Source organism: Kitasatospora sp. NPDC048286, assembly GCF_043201735.1.
In the GTDB taxonomy this organism is placed as follows: domain Bacteria; phylum Actinomycetota; class Actinomycetes; order Streptomycetales; family Streptomycetaceae; genus Kitasatospora.
Window position 1 is genome coordinate 118,463 of the sequence record NZ_JBICZE010000018.1, and the last position, 13,634, is coordinate 132,096.

Below are 13,634 nucleotides of genomic sequence, written 5' to 3' on the forward strand. Positions count from 1 at the left end.
TCAGGCCCTTGATGACCAGTTCCTGTCTGTGCCCTGCTCCTGCTGTGGCGCGTACGGCTGGGGGTGGGTGTCCTGGTGCGGCGGTGCGGGCCACTGGGAGCAGGGCGGCGACTGCGGTGAGTGCGGTGTGTCCGTGCGGTGCTGGGGGGTGGGTCGGGTGGTGGTGCGGCCGGGGCGCAGGGGCCACCACAGGCTGCGGCCGAGGATCGCGGCCAGGGCGGGCACCAGCACGATGGACAGCAGGAACGAGGAGAGCAGGATGCCGAGCCCGGTGGCGAAGCCGATCTGCTGGGTGGAGGGTTGCGGGGTCACCGCAAGGCTGGCGAAGGAGCCGGCCAGGACGAGGCCCGCCGTCGCGATGGCCGGGGCGGTGTGCCGCAGGGCGCGCGCGACCGCTGCCCGGGGCGGCCCGGGGTGTTCCATCTCCTCCCGGATCCGGTCGCTGATCAGGATGTTGTAGTCGGTGCCGAGCGCGACCACGAACAGGAACAGGACCAGGGGCAGCATGAAGTTGACGCCCGGCTTGTCCATCGCGTGCTGGAACGTCAGGGCGGCCGCGCCGAGGGTGGCCGCGAAGCCGAGGCCGACGGAGAGCATCAGGACCACCGGCGCGAGCAGGCTGCGCAGCAGCAGGAGGAGGATCACCGCGATCAGCGCCGCCGCGACCGGGAAGACCAGCCGGAGGTCGCGGCCGGCGGCGGTGGAGACGTCGGCGAAGACGGCCGGGGTGCCGCCGACGTGCGCGGTCAGTTCGGCGGGCGTGTTCTGGGTGACGGCGGCGCGGATCGGGCCGGAGACCAGGTCGCGGGCCCGCTGGGACTGCGGGTCCTCGGTGAGGAACAGGTCGATCCGCGCGGCCTGCCGGCTCTCGTTCAGGACCGGCGCGGCCACCTGGCCGACGCCGGCGACCCGGGTGAGGTGCTGGGTCAGGCCGTCGAGTGCGCCCGGGGAGAGGGGGGCGGCGTTCTTGGTCTCGACGTAGACGCTGGTCGGGTCCGCCACGCCGGCGGGCAGGGCGCGGGCGATTTCGAGGGCGGTGGTCTGGGACGCGGTGCGCGGGCCGCCGCCGCCGACGCCGTAGTCCATCGTGATCCCGGCCAGCCCGCCGGCCAGGGCGCCCAGGAGGGCGAGCGAGGCGACGACCATGGTCAGCGGCCGGCGGGTCACCAGGTCGGCGAACCGGGCCGCGGAGCCGGCGCGGGGTTCGGCGTCGAGGGAGCGGGAGGGCCAGAAGAGCTTGCGTCCGCAGGCGGCGAGCAGGGCGGGCATCAGGGTGAGGCTGGCCAGCAGCATGACCAGGACCGAGATCGCGACGGCCGGGCCGAGCACCCGGAACTGGCCGAAGCTGGCGACGCCGAGGGTGGCGAAGGCGGCGACGATGGTCAGCGCGGCCGAGGTGATCGCGGTGCCGACCTTCTGGCTGACCTCGGCGGCGGTGACGCGGTGGTGGCGGTCGGGTCGGGCCCGCAGCTGCTCGCGGAAGCGGAACATCAGGAACAGGAAGTAGTCGATGCCGATGCCCAGGAGCACCACGCTGATGAGGCCCGGGACGGAGGCGTCGAGCTTGATGCCGGTGAGCAGCGCGGTGCCCACGACCGCGCCGGCGGCCACGCCGCCGATGAGGGTCACCGCGATCAGCGGCAGCAGGGCGGCCAGGACGCTGCGGAACACGAGGATGTGGAGCAGCACGATCAGGGCGAAGGAGCCGACGGCGGCGACGATCTTGAGGGTCTTCCCGTCGTCGGCGGAGTCGATCTGCTCGGGGAGCATGCCGGTGAAGCCGGTTCGCAGGCCCTGGGCGGCGAACTCCGCCCGGGCGTTGTCCCGGAACGCCCGGAAGGTGTTCTCCAGGCCCGGGTCGGCGGGGTTGCCGGTGAGGTTGACGGAGAGCAGCTGGAAGGTTCCGTCGGGTGCCGCCATGGCCGGACCGACCTCGGGGACCTGCGAGTAGTCCCGCTGGAGGGGCGCCGCGTCCTTGGGCTTGGGCATGGTGACCTTCAGGCGGCTCAGCCGCTTCGCCCCGGCGTCGATCTGCTCGCGGTCCGCGGGGGTCAGCGCCCGGCCGTCGGGCCGCGCGACCAGGACGGTCACCGGGTTGGCGTCGGGCTTCGTCCCGAAGTGGTCGTGGGCGATCTGCATGGCGGCGGCCGAGTCGTAGCTCTTCGGCAGGAAGTCAGCCGTCTGCGTTGCGGTCACCCGGTAGATCAGGGTTTGGCTCAGGACGGTCAGGAGCATTCCCAGGACCGCCCATACGGCGATCACCTTCCACGGATTCCTGGTGGAGAATCCGGTCAGGGCGCGGATCACGATGTCCTCCGGCTTCGGTGCTTCAGCCGGGGGGTTCCGGCACGTCTCCAGACCATCACGGCGTACCGGGCGTTCTCGTCCGAGCGGGGGAGGAGAACGCCGTCGGGACCCGGGCCCGGTACACGGCCCCGACCAGGACCAGGGGCCTGGTCGGGGATCGGTCCGGGGTACCCGCCCGGGTCCGGGGGCCGCTGCGAGAATGGGCCGCGGAGGCTTCCTCCCGGGGGCCGCGGGCCGTCGCGGGAACGGCACCCGGCACCCGGCACCCGGCTCGTGGCACAGGGAACGCGGCTCACGTAGGACGGACGACGGTCGCGGTGAACCGGCGGAGGCCAGTGCCGACCGGCCACAGAAAGGACCAGCACCAGCATGTCGACGCACCACGAGCCCCCGCCCCCGCCGCCGTCGCCGAGAACCGACGGCCTGCCCTGGACGGCCAGTGACGGACTGCTGGCCGTCGGGGCGGCCGCCCTGGACCTCCTCGGCTACGGGCTCGGCGGTCCGGACGGAAGCCGGCCGGTCGCCCTGACCGCGCTGGTCCTGCTCGTACTGGCGGCCATGCCGCTGCTCACCAGGCGCCGCTACCCGCTGGCGTCACTGGCGGTCGTGCTGGCCCTCGGCCTGGCACTGAACCTGAGCGGGCCGGTGCCGCACCACTTCAACTGCACGCTGTGCGTCGCGCTGTTCGCCGTGGCCCGCTCCCGCGGCATCGCGGTGGCGGCGCCGGCCGGCCTGGTGGCGGTCGCCGTGCCCCTGGTGGGCCCGGGACATCCGCTGCCCCCTCCGGTCGGGGACGTGGCGGCCAACGTGCTCGCCGCGGCGCTGGTCATCAGCGCCGCCGAGGTGCTGAAGCGCTGGCAGCAGGAGGTGGAGGTCAGGCGCAGGTTGCTGGCTGACCGCGCGGTGGCGCAGGAACGGCGCCGCATCGCACGGGAGTTGCACGACATCGTGGCCCACCACATCACCACCATGCAGCTGATGGCCGGCGGCGCCCGAGCGAACCTCGGGCGTGACACCGAGGTGGTGCGCGACGCCCTGGTCACGCTGGAGGGCTCCGGGCGGATGGCGCTGCGCGAGATGCGCCAACTGCTCGACGTGCTCCGGGCCGGCGACGCGCCGGAGGAGGCGGACGGGGCGCCGGCCGCGCCGCAGCCCGGCGTCGGGCACCTCGAAGGGCTCGTCGAGGAGTCCCGCAGGGCCGGTCTGCCCACGGAGTTCGCCGTCCTGGGGGAGGAGCGTCCGCTGCCGCCGAGCACCGGCCTGGCGGTGTTCCGGATCGTCCAGGAGTCCCTCACCAACACCCGCAAGCACGCCGGCCGGGCCCAGGCGCGGGTCCTGCTGACGTACCACCCGGACCGGGTCACCGTCGAGGTGTCCGACAACGGCGCCGGCACGCCGGCCGACGCCCTGGTGGGAGCCCTGGCGGGGGCGGGCGGTGCGGCCGCACCGAGGGCGGGCCGCTCCGGGTACGGTCTGATCGGCATGCGCGAACGCGTCGCGCTGCAGGGCGGCAGCATGGTGGCCGGCGGTGTCGACGGTGGTGGCTTCCGGGTGGTGGCCAGCCTGCCGGTGGCGCCAGGCGGCGGAGAGGAACGGCTCGGATGACGGGAACCCCGGAGCGGATCAGGGTGCTGATCGCGGACGACCAGCCGCTGGTGCGGCGGGGCCTGGCCCTGATCCTGGGACCGGACCCGGCGTTCGAGGTGGTGGCCGAGGCGGACGACGGGCAGCGAGCGGTCGACCTCGCGCACCTGCACCGGCCGCACGTCGTGGTGATGGACATCCGGATGCCGGTTCTCGACGGCGTCCAGGCGACCGAGCGGATCGCGCGGGAGCTGCCCGAATGCCGGGTCCTGGCGTTGAGCACCTTCGACATGGACGAGTACGTGGTGGCCGCGCTGCGCGCCGGCGCCTCCGGCTTCCTGCCCAAGGACGTCTCCCCGGAGGAGCTCTCGGCGGCCGTGCGCACCGTGCACACCGGGGAGGCGGCGGTGGCTCCGCGCCTGCTCACCCGGCTGATCTCCACCTACGTCACCACGCCCCGCCTGCCGCGGACGCCGTCGCCGGTGCCGGTGTCCGACTTCGGCGAACTGACGCCCCGCGAGGTCGAGGTGTGGCACCTGCTGGCCACCGGCCTCGACAACGCCGAGATCGCGTCGGCGATGGGCATCAGCGTCTCCACGGTCAAGAACTACATCACCAGCATCTTCGCCAAGCTGAGTGTCCGCGACCGCGCCCAGGCGGTGATCGCGGCTTACGAGTCGGGCCTGGTGGAGGCCCGGGGCGCGAACCCGGCGGGCTGAAGCGGGTCGGGTAGCACCGGGTCGGAACGGGTCGGGTAGGACCGGGTCGGGCCCGGCCGGGAGGCCTCGCAGAAGGCTGACGGGCTGAGGGAGAGCGGGCAGAAGGCCCCGGCAGTCACGGAGTCGTTCCGACGTTCCGTGACTGCCGGGGCCTGGGCGTGCACCGCACCCCGAGGGTGGGTCAGCGGCAGAGGGCCGCGTCCAGGGCGTCCGCCATGTGCTGCGCGGCGACCGCGCCCGGGATGGTGGTGACCGTGATGGCGGCGGCACGGCCGTCGTCGGTGACCCCGTTGCGGGAGCGGTAGCTCGCGGTGGTGCCGCCGTGGCCCCAGAGGACGCCGCCGCACGACAGCGGCTTGCTCTGCAGGCCCAGCCCGTAGCGGACCCCCGGGCCCAGGAGCTCGGCGGGGACGGTGGTGCGCATCTCGGCGAGCTGCGCCGCGGGCAGGAGCCGGCCGCCGATGAGCGAGGCGTAGAACGCGTTGAGGTCGGTGTTGGTGGAGACGATCGCCCCCGTCGCCCAGGCCGCCGAGGAGTCCGCCTCGGTGTAGTCGACCGGAGCCGCGTCCGGCGAGCTGCGGTAGTAGCCGTGCGGGTGGGCCTCGTGGATGCTCATGTCCCCGGGGGTGGGGAAGTAGGTGTGGCGCAGGCCGATGCGGTCGATGACGCGCTTGGTGATCTCCTCGCCGACGGGCCGTCCGGTGACCTTCTGGACGAGGAGCCCGGCGACGATGTAGTTGGTGTTGCTGTACTCCCATTCGGTGCCGGCGGGGAAGCGGGCCTTCTGGGCGAGGGCGCCGTCGAGGAGGTCGCGGGGCTCGAAGTAGTGGTACTGGATCGCGGCGAAGTCCGAGACCGCGGGGTCTTCCATGTAGTCGGGCAGGCCGCTGGTGTGCTGGAGCAGCTGGCGGACGGTGATGGCGCGGCCGTCGATGCCGTCGCCGCGCAGCAGGCCGGGGAGGTAGGTGTCGACGGGCGAGTCGAGGCCGACCTTTCCTTCGGCGACGAGCTGGAGGACGACGACGGCGGTGAACGCCTTGGTGTTGCTGCCGGCGCGTATCTGCCCGTCCACGGGGACCCTGGCTCCGGTGGCGAGGTCGCCGACGCCGGCGGTGTAGGTGCGGGTGCGGCCGTCGCGGCCCTTGACGGAGGCCAGCGCGGCGGGCATGCCGTCGTCCTTCACCAGCGCGTTCAGGCTCGACTGGACGCTGTCCGGCCTGCCGCCGGCGAACGCCGCGGTCGGCGCCACCGCCGAGGCCGCCACGACGCCGACGGCCAGCGAGGCCATGGCCGCCGCCAACCCGCGCCGGCCGCGCCCGCCGTGGCGGCGCCGGTCGGCCCGGTCGTGCTGTACGTGCTCGTTCACGGAGGAACTCCTGTGCTGCGAAAGGGAATCGGTGGGGAGAGCGGGTTCTGCGCGCAGGTGCGCGCAGAACCCGCCGGTCGTACCGGCGCGGATGCTCAGGCCGGATCGGGGAGGGAGGTCAGCGGCACAGGGCGGAGTCCACGGTGGCCCCCACGTGCTTCTTGACCGTGTCACCCGGGATCATGGTCACCGTGAGGCTGATGGCGCGGCCGTCGTCGGTGGCGCCCCCGGAGCTCTCGTAGCCCGGAATGGTCCCGCCGTGGCCCCAGTACACGCCACCGCACGACAGCGGCATGCTCATCAGGCCCAGTCCGTAGCCGATCCCCGGGTCCATTCCTTCGGCGGGGACGGTGGTGCGCATCTCGGCGAGCTGCGCCGCGGGCAGGAGCCGGCCGCCGAGGAGCGCGCCGAAGAACGCGTTGAGATCGCTGTTGGTGGAGACGACCGCGCCCGCCGCCCAGCCCCAGGACGGGTCCAGTTCGGTGTACTCGCGGAACGAGCCGTCGGCCTCCTGGTGGTAGCCCTTGGGGTGGGCCTCGCGGATGCCCATGTCCCCCGGGGTGGGGAAGTAGGTGTGGCGCAGGCCGATGCGGTCGACGATGCGCCGGTTGATCTCCTCGCCGAGCGGCCGCCCGGTGACCTTCTGGACGATCAGGCCCGCCATCAGGTAGTTGGTGTTGCTGTACTCCCAGCGCGCGCCCGGGGCGAAGTGGGCCTTCTGGGCGAGGGCCAGGTCGAGCAGTTCGCGCGGCTCGTAGTACCGCGTCGGTCCGGCGAGGATCATGTCCTTGTTCACGTACTCGGGCAGGCCGCTGGTGTGCTGGAGCAGCTGACGGACGGTGATGACGCGTCCGTCGATGCCGTCGCCACGCAGCAGGCCCGGCAGGTAGGTCTCGACGGGGGAGTCCAGGCCCACCTTTCCCTCGGCGACGAGCTGGAGGACGACGACGGCGGTGAAGGGCTTGGTGTTGCTGCCGATCCGGACCTGCCCGTCCACGGGGACCTTGGCTCCGGTGGCGAGGTCGCCGACGCCGGCGGTGTAGCTGCGGGTGCGGCCGTCGCGGCCCTTGACGGAGGCCAGCGCGGCGGGCACGCCGTCGTCCTTCACCAGCGCGTTCAGGCCCGACTGGACACTGTCCGGCCTGCCGCCCGCGAACGCCGCGGTCGGTGCCAGCGCCCCGGCCGCCATGACCCCGGCGGCCACGGCGGTCACGACCGCCACCGCCCGGTGCCGGCCGCCGCGGCGGGAGAGCGGGAAACGGCTGTGCGGTGCGTGCTCGTACACGAAAGGACCCCTCCGATGAATGGCGCCGGTGATTCCCGGCCTTCATCAAGAGGACCATTCGGGGGCAGGGGAGTTCGTCCGCGCTCAGGACGAAACCGCGCCCGGGAGCAGACTCCGGGAGTCGCCCCCGGCCAGGACCGTACTCCTGGCCGGGGGCGCCGATCGACCCCGGCAAGAGAGGAGTGCTCGCACTCCTCTCCCACGACAGGACACCGGCCGCCCCGCGTCCGCGGGCCCGCACCGAAGGCGGCCGGCTACTGGCGGGTGCAGGTCGGGTCGGTGTCCGGCAGGCGTCCGCCGGCCAGGTAGGCGTTGACCGTGTCGTCCACGCAGGCGTTGCCGTAGATCCCGTACAGCTGGTGCTGGTTGGCGCCCTGGAGGGTCAGCAGGCGCGAGCCGGGCAGCATGTCGTGCAGGGCGACGCCGCCGCGGTAGGGGGCACGGGGGTCGCCGGTGGCGGAGAGGATCAGCGCCCGGGCGTCGCGGAGCACCTGGGTGGGCGCCTCGCGCGGGCGGTCCCAGAAGGCGCAGGGGGTGATGTTGTCGAGCAGCGGGCCGAACAGCGGGCTCTCGGCGCGACTGCGCTCGATCTCGCGCCAGTAGTCTTCGGGGTCGCGGGACGCGGTTCCGTCCGCGCACGCGATGGCCTGCATGGCGCTGCCGGCCGGCGACCCCTGCGGGCTGAACAGGAACTGCAGCAGGGCGGTGGTGTCCGCGGTCGGGGTGACCGGCCGGCCCGCCGCAGCCTCGGCGAGCATCGCCACCTGCTCGGCGAGGGAGGCCCGTTCCGGGGCGGAGTCGCCCTGGAGCCCCGCGAAGAGCAGCAACGGCACCCGGGAGTCGTCGAGTTCGAAGGCGTCGGCGCCGGTGCCGACGACGAGCGGGCGGTTCGCGGCCGTCTCCACGGTGTGCAGGATCCCGGCGGTCACCTCCTCGCGGGTGCGGCCGAGCCCGTACGTGCCGTGGCGGGCCGCCGTCCAGTCCGCCCAGTCGGCGAACGCGTGCTCGAGCCCGGGCAGTTGGCTCGGGACCAGCGCGGGGCCGACGTGGCCCGGGTCCAGCGCGCTGTCCAGGACCATCCGGTCGACGCGGCCCGGGAACATCTGGGTGTACACCGTGCCGAGGTACGTGCCGTAGGACAGACCGAGGTAGGAGATCCTCCGCTCGCCGAGCGCGCCCCGGACCACGTCCAGGTCCCGGGCCGTGTCGCGGGTGCTCGCGTACGGCAGCAGATCGCCGGCCGCCGAGCGGCACCTGGCCGCGAGGTCCCGCTGGAGAGTGACCTGGCGTTCGAAGCCCGCCCGGCCGGTCCCGGAGGACTGGATGCTGAAGCCGACGGGCCAGCCGCAGTCGATCTGCGCGCTGCGGCCGACGAAGCGCGGGTCCAGCCCGACGATGTCGAAGCGGTCGGCGGTCTCCTTGAGGGCGGCGTGCACCCGGGGTGGTGCGCCGAGCGTCGGGCTGCCGGGGCCGCCGTCGTTGAGCAGCAGCGCGCCGATCCGGTGGCGGGTGTCGGTGGCCTTGATCCGGGAGAGCGCCAGCGTGACAGTGCGTCCGCCGGGGTTCGCGTAGTCGAGCGGCACGGTGACGTCCGTGCAGCGGGCGCCGGCCCGTTCGAGTGCGGCACCGTCCTGGTCGTCCGGGCCCAGGACGCAGCCGTGCCAGTCGAGGTGCTGCCCGTAGTAGCGGTCGAGCCCCCGGGCGAGGCCTTCCACGGCTTGCGCGGGCAGGGTCGCGGCGGCGGGCGCGGTCAGGCAGGCCGTGAGAGCGAGGCCGGCCGTGAGGGCGCGGCCGGCCGCGACGGTGCGCCGGAGGATCCGGGGCCGTCGGGCGGCGGGAGCGGAGCGGCTGCGCTGGGGGTCGGGCATGAGGCCTCCTCGGCGACGTGGACCTCTTCCCCGCAGAACCAGCGGAGGAGAGCCCCTGTGATCAGCCTTTCCTTCTCCGCCCCCGGGCCGGATTCGTCGTGGTGGAGCACCCGGGACGAAGCGAAGCACCTGGACCCCGAGGCCGTCATCGAGACGGCTCTGCGGTACAAGTACTTCAGCGTAGACGCCGAACTGTCCTTGGATGGTGCAGAGTTCGTATTGCGTCGTAGTTTCGTCCCGGTGGTCGACCTCGCGCTCTCCTTTCACGCCGCTTGCCCGTCGTGGCTCTTGTGGGCCGGACTCCGTGGGGCCGGCCGGCCGGTGTGGTCGGCGTCCGGTGCCGCGTCGGCGGGACTGCCCTCTCCCCACTGCTGGGCGCCCTGCTTGGGCCGGGGGATGAGGAAGGTCGCCAGCATGCCGAGGGCGAGCAGCGAGGCACAGGTGTAGCCGTTGATCTGGACAGCGTGGGACATGGCGTCGCGGGCGGCGTCGGCGGCGGACGCCGTCCGCGGGTTGTCGCCCAGCCCGGAGATCATCGCGCCGGCGCTGTCGGAGACCGCCGAGGACAGCTGGTCGGCGGCGGCCTCGGGTGTTCCCTGCCGGACGAGCCGGTCCGACAGGTCGGAGGCCAGTGCCGTGAAGAACGTCGAGGTCAGGACCGCGATACCGAGTGCGGAGCCGAGCTGGCGCGCGGCGCTCTGGATTCCGGAGCCCTGGCCGGCCTGCCGCGGCGGCACGTCCGCCAGGACGACGTTGGTGACCTGGGCGGTGGCGAAGCCTACCCCCATGCCGTACAGGAACAGGGCGATGGCGATGACCCACCACTGGGAGTCGCTGCCGGCCAGCAGGCCGAACATCAGCAGGCCGGCGGCCTCAAGGACCAGGCCGATCCGGACCAGGCCGATCGGCCCGGTCTTCTGGGCCATGCCGAAGCTCGCGCCGCTCGCGAAGAAGCTGCCGACCGCGACGACGAAGACCAGCAGCCCGGTCTGGACCGGGGAGTAGTCCAGGGCGTACTGGAGCCACAGCGGCAGCACGGCGAGCATGCCGAACTCGGCCAGGGCGATGACGAGTGTCGCGATGTTGCCCGTGCTGAAGGACTTGATGCCGAACAGCGACGTGTCCATCAGCGGCGCCGTACCGTTGCCCCGGGTGAGCCGTACCTGGAGGAACAGGAAGAGGGCGAGACACACCATCGCGACGGCCAGGGCGACCGGGATGACCGACAGGCCCGTGCCGTCCCCGAAGGGACCGAAGTCCTTGCGCGGTTCCCACCACCCGTAGTTGCGTCCCTCGATCAGCGCGAACGCGAGAAGTCCGAGGCCCAGTACCGACAGCACCGAGCCGATGGCGTCGATCCGTCCCGGCTGGCGGGGGGAGGGCCGGAGGAACTTCATGATGCCGACGAGGATCAGCACGACGACCACGATGTTGATGCCGAAGGCCCACCGCCAGGAGTAGTCGGCGAGCCAGCCGCCCAGCAACGGTCCGACCGCGGCGGCCGCCCCGATCGTCGACCCCCAGATGGCGAACGCCTTGCCGCGGTCCGGCCCTTGGAAGGTCAGGTTGAGCAGCGCCAGCGAGGTCGGCATGATGATCGCGCCACCGACACCCTGCGCGAACCGGCCGGCGATCAGCAGTTCCCCGGTGGGCGACACCGCCGCGGCGATGCTGGCCAGCCCGAAGATCACGGTCCCGACCACGAACAGCCTGCGCGCTCCCAGGATGTCCGAGAAGCGGCCCATCACCAGCAGCAGGGCGGCCAGGATGATCGCGTAGGACTCCTGGATCCACTGAGCGCCGAAGGCCGAGATCTCCAGGTCGTCGATGATCGGCGGCATCACCACGTTGACGATGGTGAAGTCCACGACCACCAGCGAGACACCGAGGGAAATGGCGACAAGGCCCAACCACGCGTCCCGGTTGGTGGGTGAGGGCCGAGCCGGATTCTCGGACACAGCGTTCCTCCGTTCTGTTCGATGGGTGCACCCGGTTCCGTCGCCGAGGGCGAGGTACTGGGGTGCCGGGGAGGCGTCCCGCCTCCGAGCCACTGGCACCCTGCCAGAAGAAGAGGACGTATTCTGACCTCTACTCACACCGACCCGGAGGGCAGTCCGTGATCGCCAACCGAACGCTGGAACTGCTCAGCCTGCTTCAGGCCCAGAAGGAGTGGACCGGTGACGGTCTGGCCGAGCGGCTGGGGGTGTCCCCGCGGACGGTCCGGCGCGACATCAACCGACTGCGCGAACTGGGCTATCCCGTCACGGCGCGCAAGGGCCCCTCAGGCTTCTACCGGCTGTCCCGCGGAGCGCGGCTGCCCCCGCTGATAGTCGACGACGAGCAGGCCATCGCCATCGCGCTGGCCCTGCAGACAGCTCCGGCCTCGGTGACCGGCATGGGGGACGCCACGAAGCGGGCGCTGAACTCCATCAAGGAGCTCCTGCCTCCCCACCTGGCCCGCAGGCTGGCGACCTTCTCGATCGAGCAGATCGAGAACGCCTGGGAGCTGGCCCCGCCCCAGGTCGATCCCGCGCTGCTGGCGCAGCTGAGCGTCGCCGCGCAGCAGCGCGAGCTGGTGCGGTTCGTCTACCGGTCCATCGACCGCGACCCGGTGGAGGACGACGAGGTCCTGGCCGAACCCCATCGACTCGTCGTCTGGTCCGGTCGCTGGTACCTGGTGGCGTACGACCAGCGCAGGAACTCCTGGCACACCTACCGGCTCGACCGCATAGGGCAACTGGCCTCCACCGCCTGGCGGTTCGGTCCTCGGGAAGTGCCGGAGGCGGACATCACCAGCTTCGTCCAGAGCCAGCCCGACCGGGGGGACACCGCGGACACCTGGCCGTGCTGGGGCACCGTCCTGATGGAGTGCCCCGCGACGCTGGTGGCGAAGTGGGCTCCGGGCGCGGCGAGCTTCGAGGCGATCGACGAGCGGATCACCCGGATCCGGATGGGGGCGTGGTCCTGGTCGGCGCTCATCGGCTTCCTCGTCACCTTCAACTGCCGGTTCACCGTCGAAGGCCCACCCGAACTCGCCGAGGCGGCGCGCCAGGTGATCGGCCGCCTCGCGGACTGCGAGCGGTTGATCACGGACGGCCGGTAGGCGACGGGCTGCCTGAGTACTTCCGGACGGCGGATCTGCCTGCACTACTCCTTCGGGTTCCGGGCGCCGCCCCCGCCGGGGTCGGGGCGGCGGGCGGCGCCCGGTGGGGTGAGGTGTCAGGACGGGACGGAGATCAGTGCGGTGACGAGTTCCCGGCGGCCGGAGATGGAGAGCTTGCGGTACACGCTGGAGAGGTGGAACTCGATGGTTCGGACGGTCAGGCAGGTCATCTGGGCGATGTGCCGGTTGCTGTGTCCGGCGCGGGCCAGGTAGGCGATCTTCTCCTCCTGGCGGGTGAGCTTCGAGGTGTTGGCGGGGGCCTGGAGGCGTTCCAGGGCGAAGCGGATGCGCTTCTGCCAGAAGGCGTTGCGGCACTCGTACGCGACCATGGCCGCCTCGACGAGCCGCCTGCGGCCCGCTGACACGTCCTGGCGCCGGATCTGCATCATGCCGAGGTCGTAGAGGGCCTGCATGAACTCGGTGCGCGCGTGGCCCTGGGCCAGCAGTGCCACGGCCTCCTCGAGTGCGGCGACGGAGGTGTCGTCCCGGCGTGCCACGCCCACGGCGTGCAGGGCGATGCCGATGCCGCGCGGCGATCCCCACTTCCTCGCCGCGATGAGTTCCTCCTCGGCGAGGGCGAGTGCCAGGTCGTACCGGCGGATGCCCAGCGCCCCGAACACGGCCCTCGAACGCCAGGGGATCACCGCGGGATTGACGACGAAGCAGGTGTCGAGGACCCAGCCGCACGCCATGTAGTCGTCGATGGCGTGCCGGAACTGCCCGCCGGCCAGGTGGAGGGCCCCGCGGGCGGCCAGGACGTGGGCGCGGTCCGGCAGGTCGGGGTCGAGCGGGCCGGCCAGCTTGCTGTCGAGCAGTACCTGGTGCGCCCGGTCGAGTTCGCCGAGGTGGACCAGCGCCTCGATCAGCCAGGCGATCGCGAGGCAGGCCGACTGCGTGGACGTGCCGCGATCGAGCATGGTCTGGAGCATGTCCGCGGCCTGGCAGGCCTTCCCCGCGAGCAGGCTGCTCCGCGCCCGCAGCAGGGTGAGCAGTTCCCGGCGCGGGGCCGAGCCCGTCCACGCGGGGTCGTCCCTGAGCCTCCTGCACTGCGCGTCGGCGGATTCGAGGTCTCCGGCGTAGAGCAGGGCCAGGATCGCGAGCCAGGCGCGGTGCGGGTTCCGGTGCGGTTCCGCCGTGTCGAGCAGCCATTTGGCCTGCTCGTTGACCATCACGCGGTCGACTCCGCGATTCGCGAACTCGATGGTGCTCAGGGCGAGACTCAACTCGTCGGGTGGCAGGAGTGCGCGGTTCTCGGTGAGGGGGATTCCCGGTACGTAGGTATTCGCCACGTTCCTGGCCGTCGGGAACGCGGGGGCCTCATCGGTTCTGGTAGCGATCTTTG

9 protein-coding genes are annotated in these 13,634 nt (G+C 72.5%); 3 read left to right on the plus strand and 6 right to left on the minus strand.

From position 1 onward, the window contains the following. Nucleotides 1–2,307, minus strand: coding sequence for an MMPL family transporter (locus ACGF13_RS34260; RefSeq protein WP_392882876.1), 2,307 nt, complete (start codon nucleotides 2,305–2,307; stop codon nucleotides 1–3). Nucleotides 2,308–2,676: 369 nt separating this feature from the next. Here ACGF13_RS34260 and ACGF13_RS34265 point away from each other — a divergent pair, with 369 nt between their 5' ends. Then, nucleotides 2,677–3,912, plus strand: coding sequence for a sensor histidine kinase (locus ACGF13_RS34265; protein WP_392882878.1), 1,236 nt, complete (start codon nucleotides 2,677–2,679; stop codon nucleotides 3,910–3,912). Next, nucleotides 3,909–4,610, plus strand: a complete 702-nt coding sequence (locus tag ACGF13_RS34270) for a response regulator (RefSeq protein ID WP_392882880.1) — start codon at nucleotides 3,909–3,911, stop codon at nucleotides 4,608–4,610. Before ACGF13_RS34265 ends, ACGF13_RS34270 begins: the two co-directional genes overlap by 4 nt. Before the next feature lie 181 nt (nucleotides 4,611–4,791). On the opposite strand, the gene ACGF13_RS34275 is transcribed toward ACGF13_RS34270, so the two are convergent. From ACGF13_RS34275 to ACGF13_RS34290, 4 genes are all read right to left on the minus strand, one after another. Further along, nucleotides 4,792–5,976 (minus strand): serine hydrolase domain-containing protein, encoded by a 1,185-nt coding sequence (locus ACGF13_RS34275; RefSeq protein WP_392882882.1) that lies wholly within the window; start codon nucleotides 5,974–5,976, stop codon nucleotides 4,792–4,794. Between the two features lie 118 nt (nucleotides 5,977–6,094). Continuing rightward, entirely contained in the window at nucleotides 6,095–7,261 is a 1,167-nt protein-coding gene (locus ACGF13_RS34280; RefSeq protein WP_392882885.1) for a serine hydrolase domain-containing protein, read from the minus strand. Between the two features lie 254 nt (nucleotides 7,262–7,515). Beyond that, entirely contained in the window at nucleotides 7,516–9,129 is a 1,614-nt protein-coding gene (locus tag ACGF13_RS34285) for an alpha/beta hydrolase (protein WP_392882887.1), read from the minus strand. A gap of 263 nt (nucleotides 9,130–9,392) precedes the next feature. After that, nucleotides 9,393–11,039 carry an MFS transporter gene (locus ACGF13_RS34290; RefSeq protein ID WP_392882889.1) on the minus strand — a complete coding sequence of 549 codons (1,647 nt, stop codon included), beginning with the start codon at nucleotides 11,037–11,039 and terminating at the stop codon, nucleotides 9,393–9,395. 206 nt (nucleotides 11,040–11,245) lie between these two features. Between ACGF13_RS34290 and ACGF13_RS34295 the strand changes: the two genes are divergently transcribed. After that, entirely contained in the window at nucleotides 11,246–12,232 is a 987-nt protein-coding gene (locus tag ACGF13_RS34295) for a helix-turn-helix transcriptional regulator (RefSeq protein WP_392882891.1), read from the plus strand. Between the two features lie 116 nt (nucleotides 12,233–12,348). Here the strand turns inward: ACGF13_RS34295 and ACGF13_RS34300 are convergent, their stop codons facing one another. After that, on the minus strand, nucleotides 12,349–13,581 hold the full coding sequence (locus ACGF13_RS34300; RefSeq protein ID WP_392882893.1) for a LuxR C-terminal-related transcriptional regulator: 1,233 nt from the start codon (nucleotides 13,579–13,581) through the stop codon (nucleotides 12,349–12,351). Nucleotides 13,582–13,634 lie beyond the last annotated feature (53 nt).

What these genes read in the sequence shown, in the direction of transcription:
- ACGF13_RS34265 (WP_392882878.1), top strand. Translation starts at nt 2,677, where the DNA reads ATGTCGACGCACCACGAGCCCCCGCCCCCGCCGCCGTCGCCGAGAACC.
- ACGF13_RS34285 (WP_392882887.1), bottom strand. Translation starts at nt 9,129, where the DNA reads ATGCCCGACCCCCAGCGCAGCCGCTCCGCTCCCGCCGCCCGACGGCCC.
- ACGF13_RS34270 (WP_392882880.1), top strand. Translation starts at nt 3,909, where the DNA reads ATGACGGGAACCCCGGAGCGGATCAGGGTGCTGATCGCGGACGACCAG.